Source organism: Agrobacterium sp. SORGH_AS_0440 (assembly GCF_031453135.1).
Lineage (GTDB): Bacteria > Pseudomonadota > Alphaproteobacteria > Rhizobiales > Rhizobiaceae > Agrobacterium > Agrobacterium pusense.
Genome location: NZ_JAVIYR010000002.1, coordinates 491,379 through 504,957, shown reverse-complemented (window position 1 = coordinate 504,957; position 13,579 = coordinate 491,379). Strand labels below are relative to the sequence as shown.

At 58.8% G+C, this 13,579-nt stretch carries 16 protein-coding genes and 1 pseudogene; 15 read left to right on the top strand and 2 right to left on the bottom strand.

Annotated elements, in window-relative coordinates:
- Window positions 1-23: 23 nt before the first annotated feature.
- On the bottom strand, window positions 24-983 hold the full coding sequence (locus QE453_RS11755; protein ID WP_022555618.1) for a FliM/FliN family flagellar motor switch protein: 960 nt from the start codon (window positions 981-983) through the stop codon (window positions 24-26).
- Complete coding sequence (gene motA, locus QE453_RS11750; protein ID WP_035209059.1) at window positions 980-1,852, bottom strand: flagellar motor stator protein MotA; 873 nt, start codon at window positions 1,850-1,852, stop codon at window positions 980-982. The genes QE453_RS11755 and motA overlap by 4 nt, the downstream gene beginning before the upstream one ends.
- A 185-nt stretch (window positions 1,853-2,037) precedes the next feature.
- On the opposite strand from motA, the gene QE453_RS11745 reads away from it, so the two are divergent.
- The 15 genes and pseudogenes from QE453_RS11745 (at window position 2,038) to QE453_RS11680 (ending at window position 13,184) form a co-directional block, all read left to right on the top strand.
- Window positions 2,038-2,817 (top strand): DUF1217 domain-containing protein, encoded by a 780-nt coding sequence (locus tag QE453_RS11745; RefSeq protein ID WP_006698197.1) that lies wholly within the window; start codon window positions 2,038-2,040, stop codon window positions 2,815-2,817.
- A gap of 1 nt (window position 2,818) precedes the next feature.
- Entirely contained in the window at window positions 2,819-3,553 is a 735-nt protein-coding gene (gene flgF, locus QE453_RS11740) for a flagellar basal-body rod protein FlgF (RefSeq protein WP_004439975.1), read from the top strand.
- Window positions 3,554-3,564: 11 nt separating this feature from the next.
- A pseudogene (gene fliI / locus QE453_RS11735) lies at window positions 3,565-4,972 on the top strand (flagellar protein export ATPase FliI).
- 2 nt (window positions 4,973-4,974) lie between these two features.
- Window positions 4,975-5,538 carry a hypothetical protein gene (locus QE453_RS25255; RefSeq protein WP_022555614.1) on the top strand — a complete coding sequence of 188 codons (564 nt, stop codon included), beginning with the start codon at window positions 4,975-4,977 and terminating at the stop codon, window positions 5,536-5,538.
- A gap of 170 nt (window positions 5,539-5,708) precedes the next feature.
- The gene (gene flgB / locus QE453_RS11730) at window positions 5,709-6,101 is read left to right on the top strand and encodes a flagellar basal body rod protein FlgB (RefSeq protein ID WP_004439967.1); all 393 of its coding nucleotides are present in this window, start codon (window positions 5,709-5,711) and stop codon (window positions 6,099-6,101) included.
- Window positions 6,102-6,104: 3 nt separating this feature from the next.
- The gene (flgC, locus tag QE453_RS11725) at window positions 6,105-6,524 is read left to right on the top strand and encodes a flagellar basal body rod protein FlgC (RefSeq protein ID WP_004439964.1); all 420 of its coding nucleotides are present in this window, start codon (window positions 6,105-6,107) and stop codon (window positions 6,522-6,524) included.
- The gene (locus tag QE453_RS11720) at window positions 6,521-6,856 is read left to right on the top strand and encodes a flagellar hook-basal body complex protein FliE (protein ID WP_022555613.1); all 336 of its coding nucleotides are present in this window, start codon (window positions 6,521-6,523) and stop codon (window positions 6,854-6,856) included. The genes flgC and QE453_RS11720 overlap by 4 nt, the downstream gene beginning before the upstream one ends.
- Before the next feature lie 18 nt (window positions 6,857-6,874).
- Window positions 6,875-7,663, top strand: coding sequence for a flagellar basal-body rod protein FlgG (flgG, locus tag QE453_RS11715; protein WP_003503427.1), 789 nt, complete (start codon window positions 6,875-6,877; stop codon window positions 7,661-7,663).
- Window positions 7,664-7,683: 20 nt separating this feature from the next.
- Window positions 7,684-8,172 carry a flagellar basal body P-ring formation chaperone FlgA gene (gene flgA, locus QE453_RS11710; protein ID WP_004439958.1) on the top strand — a complete coding sequence of 163 codons (489 nt, stop codon included), beginning with the start codon at window positions 7,684-7,686 and terminating at the stop codon, window positions 8,170-8,172.
- Window positions 8,169-9,290 carry a flagellar basal body P-ring protein FlgI gene (locus QE453_RS11705; RefSeq protein WP_022555612.1) on the top strand — a complete coding sequence of 374 codons (1,122 nt, stop codon included), beginning with the start codon at window positions 8,169-8,171 and terminating at the stop codon, window positions 9,288-9,290. Before flgA ends, QE453_RS11705 begins: the two co-directional genes overlap by 4 nt.
- Window positions 9,287-9,823, top strand: a complete 537-nt coding sequence (locus QE453_RS11700; protein WP_004439951.1) for a MotE family protein — start codon at window positions 9,287-9,289, stop codon at window positions 9,821-9,823. The genes QE453_RS11705 and QE453_RS11700 overlap by 4 nt, the downstream gene beginning before the upstream one ends.
- Window positions 9,820-10,539, top strand: coding sequence for a flagellar basal body L-ring protein FlgH (gene flgH / locus QE453_RS11695; protein WP_004439948.1), 720 nt, complete (start codon window positions 9,820-9,822; stop codon window positions 10,537-10,539). Before QE453_RS11700 ends, flgH begins: the two co-directional genes overlap by 4 nt.
- A 27-nt stretch (window positions 10,540-10,566) precedes the next feature.
- Window positions 10,567-11,067 (top strand): flagellar basal body-associated FliL family protein, encoded by a 501-nt coding sequence (locus QE453_RS11690; protein WP_309777112.1) that lies wholly within the window; start codon window positions 10,567-10,569, stop codon window positions 11,065-11,067.
- Window positions 11,064-11,801, top strand: a complete 738-nt coding sequence (gene fliP / locus QE453_RS11685; protein ID WP_004439940.1) for a flagellar type III secretion system pore protein FliP — start codon at window positions 11,064-11,066, stop codon at window positions 11,799-11,801. The genes QE453_RS11690 and fliP overlap by 4 nt, the downstream gene beginning before the upstream one ends.
- Before the next feature lie 372 nt (window positions 11,802-12,173).
- Complete coding sequence (locus QE453_RS11680; RefSeq protein ID WP_006698203.1) at window positions 12,174-13,184, top strand: flagellin; 1,011 nt, start codon at window positions 12,174-12,176, stop codon at window positions 13,182-13,184.
- Window positions 13,185-13,579 lie beyond the last annotated feature (395 nt).

Here is a 13,579-nt window from a genome sequence, read left to right as displayed (position 1 = left end):
ACCCAAAAAGGTCGGGCAGGATTTTAACCCATCAAATGTCGTAAGATCTCGTCGTCCGTGCTGACATTGTTCTTTACCCGAACCATGTAGCGGTCGCCTGACTTGCCGAATTCGCAATTATAGAGCTTGGAACCGTTAGCACTGACCTCAACGCCGATATCGTCCTGGTTGAGGGCCTGAAACGGAATGACATCGCCGGCCACCAGCTTCGAAATCGTACGGAGTGTCAGCGTTTCGAGCTTGATGCGCGCCTCAAGCGTGACCTGCGATCTCTTCACCTGTTCCGAGATCATCTCCATCCACTCTTCCTGCTTCTTCAGCGCCTGCGCTGAAGCCTTGGGAGCGACGATGGATGTCTTGAGCAACGGACGCTGCGGTATGATCAGCGAGAATTCCGACGACACTTTGCCAATGTCGATTTTCATGCGGATGTTAACGCCGTAGAGGCCCGCAATCATCTCGTCGAAGGCACTTTTGCCATTGGAATTGAACGGCGGCTCGATAGCCGCTTCAAAACCGCCCGGCGCATTGACTCCGGAACGGAGCACGCCGCCGATACGTCCTAGGACCATGGCAGCCAGATCGAGCTCGATATGGGAAAGACTGCGCTCATCGGGTTCGCCGATGCTGTCCGGTGCTGCACCGAGCATGCGCTCCATGAGCGCGATGACGAAGCCATTACCGACCGTCATCATGAAGTTCGGGCACCAGTTGCGCAGGGAACAATCGGCCACCGCGACATTCTGCCCGACATTGGCGATCAGGTCGGTCATGAGCCCCGATTCGGAGCCGATATATTCGACGTCTATCGCAATGCCGGTCTCGCTGTGAAAAATATCCGGCAGGAATTCGCTGTAGAGGTGGCCGATATCGGAACCGATCTTCGCGATCGTCCTGCGGTCGGAAAGCCCGCCGGTGAGTTTCGCGAGCAAGGCGGTGTCGATGGCGGGAGCTTTTTGCGCTGCAGCTTTTGCCATGGTCATGCCGCCTTGTTCTCGCCGCCGGGATTCATCATCTCCTGCTCGACGGCGTCGATGGACGGCCGCTCGTAGTTGGAGATGGTCTTGCGGCCATATTCAAGCGCGACCTGCGGCACCGAACCGTTCATGTAGGCGATCAGCGTCTGCTTGACGATGATGTAGAGGCGATGCTGCTTGGTGCGGACGATCTTGACCTGCGAGGCGAGCGGATTGCAGATCGAATAGGACAGGATGATACCGAGCATGGTGCCGACCAGCGCGGCACCGATGAGGCCGCCCAGCACTTCAGGCGATTCATTGATCTTGCCCATCGCCTTGATGACGCCGAGAACCGCTGCGACGATACCGATGGCAGGGAAGGAATCGCCCATCGTGGTGATCGCGTGGTAAGGCTTCAGCTTGTCGTGGAGGATGGTCTCGATTTCTTCATCCATCAGCGCCTCGATTTCGTGGCTGCGGGCATTGCCGATGATGATGAGGCGGACATAGTCACAAATGAACGAGGTCAGTTCCTTGTTCTTCAAAACCGATGGCGCGCTCTGGAAGATCGAGGAATCCTCGGGATTGTCGATATGGGCCTCGATCTCGTTGCGCGATTTCGTGCGCAGGTCGCGCATCAGCGAATAAAGCACGCCGAGCACGTCGAGATAGTTGCGCTCCTTCGGAACCGAGTGCTTGAAGGCCTCGCCGAGCGCCTTGCCCGAATCCTTCACGACCTTCATCGGGTTCGCCATGATGAAGCCGCCGAGACCGGCGCCGCCGATGATCATCAATTCGAACGGCTGAATCAGCACGTCCAGATGACCGCCCATCGCCATGTAGCCGCCGATGATGCAGCCGAAGGTGATTATAAGTCCAATTACAATATTCATTGATCGACCACGCCCGAACAGTGTTCCATGCCGCCATGTCTAAAAAATGTGGCTTGCGTGAACCTGTCCGCAAAGCCTCTCCGCGCTTCAGCCTCCAGCCAGTTTCGCACAAGCAAGCCGCGGCACTATGCCGGCAAAGGCGGACGTGCGCCTTGAGATCGGGATCAAACGAGAGCGGCGGTTCAGTGACTTCCACCTACACCAGCTACAGACTGATCAGTCAGGATATCGGCAAGTCGCTTGAGCGGGTGTCGAAGCAGCCGGACGTGGCGCGCGAGACCGAATATTACCGCGCAAAGATCGGCGACGTGAAATCCATAGACGATTTCATGGCGGATACCCGCCTTTACAATTACGCGCTCAAGGCGCACGGGCTCGAGGACATGGCCTATGCGAAAGCCTTCATCCGCAAGGTCCTGACAGAAGGCGCGACCGACAAGAATGCCTTCGCCAACAAGCTTTCCGACAGCCGTTACGCGGATTTCGCGAAATCGCTGAATTTCGCAGATCTGGGTGCGGCGGCGACTTCGGTCGATGCAGCCCAGTCGGGCGTCATTACCAAATACACCCGGCAGACGCTGGAACAGGAAGCGGGCGACGACAATAACGGTGTTCGTCTCGCCCTTTATTTCGAGCGCAAGGCGCCGACGATCAAATCCGGCCTCGACTTTCTGGCCGACGATGCGCTCGCGCAGGTGTTTCGCACGGCCTATAACCTGCCCGACGAATTCGCCGGGGCAGATGTCGAGAAACAGGCCGCCCTCATCGAAAAAACCATCGACGTCAAGGACCTGCAGGATCCTGAAAAGGTCGGCAAGCTGCTCGAGCGTTTCACCATCATGTGGGAAATGCAAAACCCCTCGACGACCTACGATCCCCTCGCCGTCTTCGGCTCCTCCAGCGGCTACGGTATCTCCGCCGATCTGCTGATATCCATCAACTCCCTGAAACTCGGAGGCAAATGATATGCAATCCGGACTATACGTCGCCTTGTCCTCGCAGATCGCGCTGGAGCGTCGTCTTACCACCATTTCCGACAATATGGCGAATGTGAACACCGTCGGCTTCCGCGGTTCCGAAGTGAAATTCGACGAAATGGTCGCCAAGAACCATAATGACATGAATGCCAAGATCGCCTTCGTGTCCCAGGGCAACGACTATCTCTCCACGCGCCAGGGCGCTTTCGAGCAGACTGGCAATTCCTTCGATTTCGCCATCAAGGGCGATGCCTGGTTCTCGCTGGATACGCCTGACGGTCAGATTCTGACCCGTGACGGCCGCTTCACCATGCGGCCTGACGGCGCGCTCATCTCCTCCAGCGGTTACCCGGTCCTCGACGCCGGCGGCGGCCCGATCCAGCTCAATCCGAATGGCGGCCCGATTACCGTGGGTCTTGACGGAGCCATCAGGCAGAACGAAAACATCGTCGCCACGCTTGGCATCTTCCAGGCGGATTTTTCGCAAGGTTTCCTGCGCCACCCCAATAGCGGCGTGAAGCCCGTGGCTCAGCCGGTCCCCGTCGTCAACAATCACGAGGTCGGCGTCGTTCAGGGTTATCTCGAACAGTCGAACGTCAACGGGATTTCCCAGATGACGCAGCTCATCCAGGTCAACCGTGCCTTCGAAAGCATCTCCTCTCTGATGCGCGATACCGAATCGACGTTCGGCGAGGGCATCAAGACGCTTGGTGGCGCGCGCTGAGGAACTGACCAATGACAATGCCGGTATCCATGCTTTCGGCTGAAGCCATTTCACCGAAGCTCGCCCAACTGGCCGGCCTTGCCGGACATTATGCCGATCCGGAATTTTCGGTGGCGCCGGGCGGCCACGTTCGCACCATCGCAGCCGGGCACTATACCGTGTCCGGCCTGTCCCGGCATGTGCGGCTCGGCGAGTTTGTTGCCCATCGCAGCCCGACCGGCATCCATCTCGGCGAAGTGGTGCGCGTTGAGCCGGATATCTGCTACGTGTGCCCTATCGAGCCGGGCGAACCGATCGGCATTCACGATACCGTCATCCGCAAGGGCGCCTTCCGTGTCGCGCCTGATGATAGCTGGTGCGGACGCACCATCAATGCGCTTGGTGAACCTATCGACGGCCAGGGACCGCTTGCCGCGGGCATTGAACGCCGTTCGATTTCCAACAATGCGCCACCCTCAATGACCCGCAAGAGGGTGGAGACCCCGTTCAAGACCGGGGTGCGGGCAATCGATATTTTTTCGCCGCTGTGTCTCGGCCAGCGCCTTGGCATTTTCGCCGGCTCGGGCGTCGGCAAATCCACGCTGCTGTCCATGCTTGCAAAGGCTGACGCCTTCGACAAGGTGGTGATTGCACTGGTCGGCGAGCGCGGACGTGAAGTGCGCGAATTCATCGAAGACACGATGGGCGAGAACATGAGCAAGTCCATCGCCGTTGTCGCGACGAGCGATGAAAGCCCGATGCTGCGCAAGATGGCGCCACTTTCCGCCGTCACCATTGCAGAGCATTTCCGGGATCAGGGCGACAATGTCCTCCTCATCATTGACAGCGTGACGCGATTTGCCCATGCGATCCGCGAAGTGGCCGTTGCTTCGGGTGAACCGCCGGTGGCACGCGGTTACCCCGCCTCCGTCTTCACCGAGCTGCCGCGTCTTCTCGAGCGGGCGGGACCGGGCGCCGAAGGCACCGGCACCATCACCGCCATCGTTTCCATTCTGGTGGATGGAGACAATCATAACGATCCGATCGCCGATTCGACCCGCGGTATTCTCGATGGTCACATTGTGCTCGACCGCAGCCTTGCAGAAGAAGGCCGCTACCCGCCGATCAATCCGCTCGCCTCGATCTCGCGTCTCGCCAAGAAAGCATGGACGCCGGATCAGGAAAAGCTGGTGTCACGCCTCAAGGCGCTGGTGCATCGCTTCGAGGAAACGCGGGATCTTCGCCTCATCGGCGGTTACCGGCCGGGCACCGACCCAGACCTCGACATGGCGGTGAAGCAGGTTCCGATCATCTATGAAACGCTGAAACAGCTGCCGAACGAACCGGCGGCACAGGATGCCTATGCTGACCTTGCGACCGCATTGCGCGGCGGCGCGCAGAACGGCCAGCCGCAGGTAACCCCCGAGAATGAGAGGCTGACCGTGAAGAAAAAGCGGAATAACGATAGCTACGATGAAGGCGTGCTGCCCAAGCCCGTTTTCTTCACACCCGACCGTATTCTGGCATGGACAGGCATCACGCTTGCCGCTGCAGCGGCCTTCTTCCCCTGGTACGTGTTCTTCAACGAGGAAAAATTCGGCATGAAGGTGGCTGGCGGCGACCGCACCCGCGATCTGCCCCATACCGGCCCGCGGGAAGTCTTCAGTGTTTCTCCGATGGCGATGACCAATCGCAACAAGGAAGACACCCCACCGCCGGCCGAACTGCCCGACATGCTGACGACGGCGACCGTGAACGCAGGCGGCAAGGAAAAACAGAACAATCTCGCAGCCGGGGTCGAGGACCAGCCCTTCCCCGGCCAGACCGCCTTCCGTCTGCTGCATGTCTCCAACGGCCGCGCCCTGATCGAAGACGGTTCGGGCATGTATATGGTGAGGGTCGGCTCGACCCTGCCTGATAATGCGCTGCTGACGAAGATCGAGCAACGCAACGGCGAGTGGTTGATAGAGACATCCTCTGGAAAAACCTATCACCCCGAAAAATAAAAGAATTTTCTTCCGATCAAAAGGCGCGCGGCATCTGCTGGTGCGCCTTTTTTCTTTTTGCAGGCCGCGCATCCATGTGCCTTTTCCCGTCGTCGCACCCCTTCGTCTTCTCCGCAAGTCTGACGCAAGATTAGCCCCGTAGGTTCGGGGCATACGAGATGGAGAAGTCTATGCAACCGATTCAACTGTTCGAACTGGCATCCCGCCAAGCGGAATGGCTGAGCGTGCGGCAGGAAGTCGTGGCGACCAACATCGCCAACGCCAACACACCCAAGTTCCACGCCAAGGATGTCAGCCCATTCGAAGCGGTCATGCAGGCCACCAGCCAGCAGGTCGGCATGGCGAGGACCAACCCTGCCCACTTCGGCGAGAGCACACTCAGCGACAATATCGCGGTGCGCGACAACCCGGTCAACAACGAGATCGGCATGCAGGAATCGGGCAATTCGGTCGCGCTTGCGGAAGAAATGACCAAGACCGGCGAGATCAAGCGGCAGTACGAGCTGAATGCCAATCTCGTCAAATCCTTCCATCGCATGATGCTGATGACGGTTAAGAGGTAAGCCATGGATCCCTTGAGTGCGGCGAGCAAGATCGCCGGCAGCGGCCTGGAAGTGCAGTCCACCCGACTGCGCATCGTGTCTGAAAACATCGCCAATGCCAGATCGACGGGTGACACACCAGGCGCGGACCCCTATCGCCGCAAGACAGTCACCTTCGGTTCGGAACTCGACCGTGTCAGCGGCGTCGAGCGCGTGACGGTGAAAAAGCTCGGCGTCGATCGCGGCGACTTCATCAACGAATACGACCCCGGCAATCCGGCCGCCGACGCAAACGGCATGGTGAAGATGCCGAACGTTAACATCCTGATCGAAATGGCAGACATGCGCGAAGCAAACCGCAGCTACGACGCCAATCTTCAGGTCATCCGCCAGACACGCGACCTCGTCGCCTCCACCATCGACCTTCTGAAGGCATCGCAATGATCGACGGCATCAAACAACTCGGCTCCCTCTCGCTGACGCGCGGCGCCGGCAGCGTTTCCTCGCTCACCGACAATATTTTCGGCAGCGAGAAGACGACACCAGCGCAGCAGACCGGCCAGAGCTTCGCAAGCGTTCTCGGTAATGTTTCCGTTGACGCGATGAACAACCTCAAGAAGGCCGAAGTCGCTTCTTTTGAAGGCATTCAGGGCAAGGCGAATACGCGTGAAGTCGTCGATGCCATGCTTTCGGCCGAGCAGTCGCTGCAAACCGCCATCGCGCTCCGAGACAAGATCGTGTCGGCCTATCTCGACATTACCAAGATGCAGATCTAGCCCAGCAGGAATATTGACATGAGAGCTCTTGCCATCGCTGCCACTGGTATGGACGCCCAGCAGACCAATCTGGAAGTCATCGCCAACAACATCGCCAACATCAACACCACCGGTTACAAGCGCGCGCGGGCGGAGTTCACCGATCTTCTCTATCAGACCGAGCGCATGCAGGGTGTGCCAAACCGCGCCAACCAGGCGATCGTGCCCGAGGGCGCCAATATTGGCCTCGGCGTGCAGACCTCGGCCGTGCGCAACATCCACACCCAGGGCAACCTGATCGAGACCGGCAACAAGCTCGACGTCGCGATCATCGGTCAGGGCTGGTTCCAGATCGAGGCGGCCGATGGTTCGACGCTCTACAGCCGCGCCGGCGCCTTCAACAAGAACGCCGATGGTAATCTCGTGACGGTGGATGGCTATAACGTCATTCCGAATATCAATATCCCGACCGACGCGCAGGACATCACCGTTACCCGCACGGGTCAGGTGACGGCCCGTATCGGCAACGCCGCCGACTTCACCGAGCTTGGCCAGCTGACCATCGCCAACTTCGCCAACGAAGCCGGCCTGAAGCCGCTCGGCGACAACCTCTTCGCCCAGACACCGGCTTCCGGCGACGCCGTCATCGGCGTGCCCGACGATCCGAGCTACGGCTATATCAAGCAATCCTACCTCGAAGGCTCGAACGTCGACGCCGTCAAGGAAATCACCGACCTCATCACGGCGCAGCGCGCCTATGAGATGAATTCCAAGGTCATCACCACCGCTGACGAAATGGCTTCGATTGTCAGCAAGAACCTGAAGTAAGAACGGAAAGGCAGGCGAACATGAGGTTTGGCCGGAAAAATAACAGCTGCAAAAGGGCACTCGCCCGTATGTGCCTGGCGTCTGCCTTTTCAATCGGCGCTTTCGCGCCTGCCTTCTCCCAGGCGCCAATGGCGCTGGTTCCCGTGCGTACCATCTATCCGGGCGAGACGATCACGTCCGAACAGGTGAAGCCGGTGGAGGTGACCAATCCCAATATTTCCGCGGGTTACGCGAGCGACATCAGCGAAGTGGAAGGCATGATCTCCAAGCAGACCCTGCTTCCCGGCCGCACGATCCCCGTTGCCGCCCTGCGCGAACCCTCGCTCGTCACGCGCGGCACCAGCGTCAAGCTCGTCTTCACCATCGGCAATATGACGCTGATGGCTTCGGGAACACCGATGACTGATGGCTCGCTCGGCGAAGTCGTACGGGTACGCAACATCGATTCCGGCGTCATCGTCAACGGCACGGTCATGAAGGACGGAACCATTCAGGTGATGGCGAAATGAGAGTGCTTCGTATCCTGGCCGCGGCCATCCTGTTTTCGGCCCAGCCCTTCCTTTCCGTTCCGGCAGCCCATGCGGATACGTCCCGCATCAAGGATATCGCATCGCTGCAGGCAGGACGTGACAACCAGCTCATCGGTTACGGTCTCGTGGTCGGCCTGCAGGGCACGGGCGACAGCCTGCGTTCTTCGCCGTTTACCGAGCAATCCATGCGCGCGATGTTGCAGAATCTCGGCATCACCACGCAGGGCGGCCAATCGAATGCCAAGAACATCGCCGCCGTAATGGTGACGGCCAATCTGCCACCCTTTGCGAGCCCCGGCAGCCGCGTCGACGTGACGGTGAGCTCGCTCGGCGATGCCTCTTCGCTGCGCGGCGGCAACCTCATCATGACGTCGCTTTCCGGCGCCGACGGGCAGATTTACGCGGTCGCGCAGGGCGCACTGATCGTCAACGGCTTTTCGGCGCAGGGCGATGCGGCAACGCTGACCCAGGGTGTCACCACGTCGGCGCGCGTGCCAAACGGCGCGATCATCGAACGGGAGCTGCCGTCGAAGTTCAAGGATTCGGTCAATCTGGTCCTTCAGCTGCGCAACCCCGACTTTTCGACGGCCGTGCGCGTCGCAGACGTCGTCAACGCCTTTGCCCGCGCCCGCTATGGCGATCCGATCGCCGAACCGCGCGATTCGCAGGAAATCGCGGTGCAAAAGCCTCGCGTCGCGGATCTCACCCGGCTGATGGCGGAAATCGAAAACCTGACCGTCGAGACGGATACCCCGGCCAAGGTCGTCATCAACGAACGCACCGGCACGATCGTCATCGGTGCGGATGTGCGGATTTCGCGCGTCGCCGTCAGCTACGGCACGCTGACCGTGCAGGTGACCGAATCACCGCAGGTCATTCAGCCGGCACCCTTCTCGCGTGGCCAAACGGCGGTACAGCCGCAGACGGATATCATGGCCATGCAGGAAGGCAGCAAGGTCGCCATCGTCGAAGGGCCTGACCTTCGCACGCTGGTTGCCGGTCTCAACAGCATCGGGCTCAAGGCGGATGGTATCATCGCCATCCTGCAAGGCATCAAATCCGCCGGCGCCCTTCAGGCGGAGCTTGTGCTGCAATGATGGAACGTCAGACCAAAAATCCGCTTTCGAATGGCCTCGTCCGCTTCGCGGCGGTCGCGTCGCTGCTGTTCCTGCTGCCGGCCGCCGGCGCGGAGAGCCAGCAGAACGTGGTTTCAGAACTCAGCACGCAGGATGAAATCCAGAAATTCTGCACCAACATTGCCGATGCGGCCCGGGATCAGCGTTACCTGATGCAGAAGCAGGAGCTCGAGAAGCTCCAGTCCGACGTAAACGAGCGCATTTCCGTGCTGGAAAACCGCAAGGCTGAATATGAAGACTGGCTGGCGCGCCGCGAACATTTCCTCAACCAGGCCAAAAGCAACCTCGTCGACATCTACAAGACGATGAAGGCGGATGCCGCCGCACCGCAGCTCGAGAAGATGCATGTGGAGATTGCTGCTGCCATCATCATGCAGCTGCCGCCGCGTCAATCCGGCCTCATCCTCAGCGAGATGGACGCGCAGAAAGCTGCCACCGTCGCCGGCATCATGTCGCAGGCAATCGACAAAAACACTTCGAAGGATCCTTCATGAGCACGCGTCGTCTTCCGGCCCTCCTCCTGCCGCTCGCTCTCCTGGCAGGCTGCCAGAACAACCAGACCCTGAAGGAAATCGGTAACGCACCGGCGATGAGCCCGATCGGCAGCGGTCTGCAATTCAGCCAGACACCGCAGATGGGCATGTATCCCAAGCAGCCGAAACACATGGCAAGCGGCTATTCACTGTGGAGCGACAGCCAGGGCGCACTTTTCAAAGACCTGCGCGCGCTGAACATCGGCGACATCCTGACCGTCAACATCCAGATCAACGACAAGGCCGATTTCGACAACGAAACCGAGCGTAACCGCACCAACTCCAGCGGCTTGAACTGGAAGGCCAAAGCCCAGATACTTGGCTGGACGCCGGACGCGGATTCCAACATCAAATACGGCTCCGACACCGATACCCAGGCCAAGGGCAAGACCAAGCGGTCTGAAAAGCTGACGCTGCTCGTGGCCGCCGTCGTGACGGGTATTCTCGAAAACGGCAACCTCATCATCAGCGGCTCGCAGGAAGTGCGCGTGAACCATGAAATCCGCATCCTCAACGTCGGCGGCATCGTCCGGCCGCAGGATGTGGATGCTCAGAACATGATCTCCTACGAGCGCATTGCCGAAGCGCGCATCTCCTACGGCGGTCGCGGCCGTCTGACGGAAGTGCAGCAGCCTCCGGTCGGGCAGCAGGTCGTGGACCTGTTCTCGCCGCTCTGACGCCGCACACGGGGAACGGACTGATCCATGGAAAACGAACAGGCAGAGGGCAAGAAGAATTCCTCCCCTCTGATCATGACCATCGCAGGTGTTGTGATCCTCACCTTGCTCGGCGCGGGCGGAGGCTGGCTCGTCGGCGGCATGATCGCACCGAAGATTGCCGCAACGGAGGCCCATGCCACCGCTGCGGCCGGTGGTCATGGCGAGAAGAAGGAAGAGGGTGTCGAGAAAATCGCGGCCGAACCGAACGGCATCGTCCAGCTCGATCCCATCACCACCAATCTCGCCTACCCCTCGACGAACTGGGTGCGGCTGGAGGTGGCGCTGATGTTCAAGGGGCCGGTGGAAGTCGGACTGGCCGAGGATATCCATCAGGATATCGTGGCCTATGTCCGCACCGTTTCCCTTCAGCAGCTGGAAGGGCCGCGCGGCTTTCAATATCTTAAGGATGACATTCAGGAACGAGTTGACCTGCGCTCTCAAGGGCGCGTATCCAAGGTCATGTTCCGGACCTTTGTCATCGAATGATTCGATTTCTTGTAACCATCGCCGTCCTCCTCGCTTTGCCGGGCCTTGCCAATGCCCAGCAATTTCCGTCCGATCTGTTCAACACGCAGATAGACGGGTCTGTCGCGGCATGGATCATCCGCACCTTCGGGCTTTTGACGGTTCTTTCCGTCGCGCCCGGCATCCTGATCATGGTCACGAGCTTTCCGCGCTTCGTGATCGCTTTCTCTATCCTGCGCTCCGGCATGGGGCTCGCTTCCACGCCGTCGAACATGATCCTTCTGTCGATGGCGATGTTCATGACCTTCTACGTCATGTCGCCCACCTTCGACAAAGCCTGGACCGATGGCGTGCAACCGCTGTTGCAGAACCAGATCAACGAGCAGCAGGCCGTGCAGCGCATCGCCGAGCCCTTTCGCACCTTCATGAACGCCAATACGCGTGACAAGGATCTGAAGCTGTTCGTGGATATTGCCCGCGAACGCGGCCAGGAAGTGATGACCGACAACGTCGTCGATTATCGAGTGCTGGTTCCGGCCTTCATGCTGTCGGAAATCCGGCGCGGTTTCGAGATCGGTTTCCTTATCATCCTGCCGTTCCTGGTCATTGATCTGATCGTCGCCACCATCACCATGGCCATGGGCATGATGATGCTGCCGCCGACTTCCATCTCCCTGCCCTTCAAGATCCTGTTTTTCGTGCTGATCGACGGCTGGAACCTGCTTGTCGGCAGCCTCGTCAGATCGTTCAACTGACGGGCATTCGTGCCGAACTGACACCCATTAACCCTGTTTCTTAACCCCGCGTGCCCAAGGCCGCGGGGTTTTGGCGTTTTAAGACTTTGGTTACCAGCTTCGCTAGCGGATGAATAACTATAATTTTAAATTAAAAACTTACCTTTCATAAAAACAAACCAGTAACCATATGTATTTTCTAATATTTCTTCATTCGTAAATTAATAATTATGCAAGTTTTGACTGCGAAATTCGCCTCACACACAGCGGGTTTGGTTTCCAGAAGCAAGTAATTCTGAACCGAGTGGCATGAAGCCGAAACGTTGTGACCGGTAATACACAGTCCGGAATGTCCCCAACTCCAGTATCTCGTAAACACAAGGGACAAATACTATGGCAAGCATTCTCACCAACGCCTCCTCTATGGCTGCACTCCAGACCCTGCGCTCTATCGGCCAGAACATGGAAACGACGCAGGGCCGCATCTCGACCGGCCAGAAGGTAAGCTCCGCCGCCGACAACGCTGCTTACTGGTCCATCGCAACGACCATGCGTTCGGACAATTCCGCCCTTTCCACCGTTTCCGACGCTCTCGGCATTGGCGCCGCCAAGGTCGACACTGCCTATGCGGGCATGGAAGCCACCATCAAGGTCGTTCAGGAAATCAAGGACAAGCTCATCCTTGCCCAGGACCCGACCGCCGACAAGAAAAAGATCCAGAAGGAAATCGGCCAGCTCCAGAAGCAGCTGACCTCCATCGCCGACTCCGCAACCTTCAACGGCGAAAACTGGCTGAAGACCAAGGCGTCCAACGATGGCGTAGCGTTCGCTGCCGGCACCGACGACGCGGCTATCGCAAACCTGAAGAAGCAGGTTGTCGCATCCTTCACCCGTGACTCCGCTGGCGCCGTCAAGGTTCAGCGCGTTGACGTGCAGCTCAGCGGCTCGAACGTTTTGTTCGACACCGGCGCTGTAACGGACGGCAAGGGCACGGGCATTCTCGACAAGGCTGCAGTCGCAGACGGTGTAAAGCAGTCCATTTCGAACCTCGATATTTCGGACCTGTCGATCTACAAGGGCGCTGGCGCCACGATGCTCGGCACCGCCGCTGCCACGGACAACGACATCCTCGACAAGCTCATCAGCCACGTCGACAAGCAGCTTGAAACCCTCAACAGCGCCGCTGCTGATCTGGGTGCAGTCTCCAACCGCATCTCCATGCAGGAAGACTTCGTTACCAAGCTGTCCGACACGATGGAAAAGGGTATCGGCCGCCTGGTCGACGCCGACATGAACGAAGAGTCCACCCGCCTCAAGGCTCTGCAGACACAGCAGCAGCTGGCAATCCAGGCTCTCTCGATCGCCAACAGCGACTCGCAGAACATCCTGTCGCTCTTCCGTTAATCGGATCGTAAATGACGAAATGCAAGCCGCGCCCGAAAGGGCGCGGTTTTGTTTGTTGCATACTGCCAAATCCCCGGCAGAATTTGTTTACCATCCTTATTTTCGAAGGATTTACCACGATCCCAGCAAGGGCTTTGGTACTCGTCTAAATTAGTGATTTGGAAAGCACCGGCTGTCAGATTTTACCCATGGACAGCGGATAGCCGCGACCAGAATGACATGAATGACGCGATTGCAAGCGGGGGCTGACCGTCTCGCGATCGCGTGAATGGGGCGAGTGCAAGGGAGGCTGACCCGAGCACATCACCTGTCGACAAAGCCGCATCCGGCAACGGGTGCGGCTTCATTTTTTTTTAAACATTTCAGAATACGCGCGCGCACGCGTAAGGGTTGCA

Coding starts and splice junctions, on each gene's coding strand:
- flgH (WP_004439948.1), top strand. CDS start 9,820: ATGAGCACGCGTCGTCTTCCGGCCCTCCTCCTGCCGCTCGCTCTCCTG.
- flgC (WP_004439964.1), top strand. CDS start 6,105: ATGGATCCCTTGAGTGCGGCGAGCAAGATCGCCGGCAGCGGCCTGGAA.
- flgA (WP_004439958.1), top strand. CDS start 7,684: ATGAGGTTTGGCCGGAAAAATAACAGCTGCAAAAGGGCACTCGCCCGT.
- motA (WP_035209059.1), bottom strand. CDS start 1,852: ATGAATATTGTAATTGGACTTATAATCACCTTCGGCTGCATCATCGGC.
- QE453_RS11720 (WP_022555613.1), top strand. CDS start 6,521: ATGATCGACGGCATCAAACAACTCGGCTCCCTCTCGCTGACGCGCGGC.
- fliP (WP_004439940.1), top strand. CDS start 11,064: ATGATTCGATTTCTTGTAACCATCGCCGTCCTCCTCGCTTTGCCGGGC.
- flgB (WP_004439967.1), top strand. CDS start 5,709: ATGCAACCGATTCAACTGTTCGAACTGGCATCCCGCCAAGCGGAATGG.
- flgG (WP_003503427.1), top strand. CDS start 6,875: ATGAGAGCTCTTGCCATCGCTGCCACTGGTATGGACGCCCAGCAGACC.
- QE453_RS11755 (WP_022555618.1), bottom strand. CDS start 983: ATGACCATGGCAAAAGCTGCAGCGCAAAAAGCTCCCGCCATCGACACC.
- QE453_RS11705 (WP_022555612.1), top strand. CDS start 8,169: ATGAGAGTGCTTCGTATCCTGGCCGCGGCCATCCTGTTTTCGGCCCAG.
- QE453_RS11700 (WP_004439951.1), top strand. CDS start 9,287: ATGATGGAACGTCAGACCAAAAATCCGCTTTCGAATGGCCTCGTCCGC.
- QE453_RS11680 (WP_006698203.1), top strand. CDS start 12,174: ATGGCAAGCATTCTCACCAACGCCTCCTCTATGGCTGCACTCCAGACC.
- QE453_RS11690 (WP_309777112.1), top strand. CDS start 10,567: ATGGAAAACGAACAGGCAGAGGGCAAGAAGAATTCCTCCCCTCTGATC.
- flgF (WP_004439975.1), top strand. CDS start 2,819: ATGCAATCCGGACTATACGTCGCCTTGTCCTCGCAGATCGCGCTGGAG.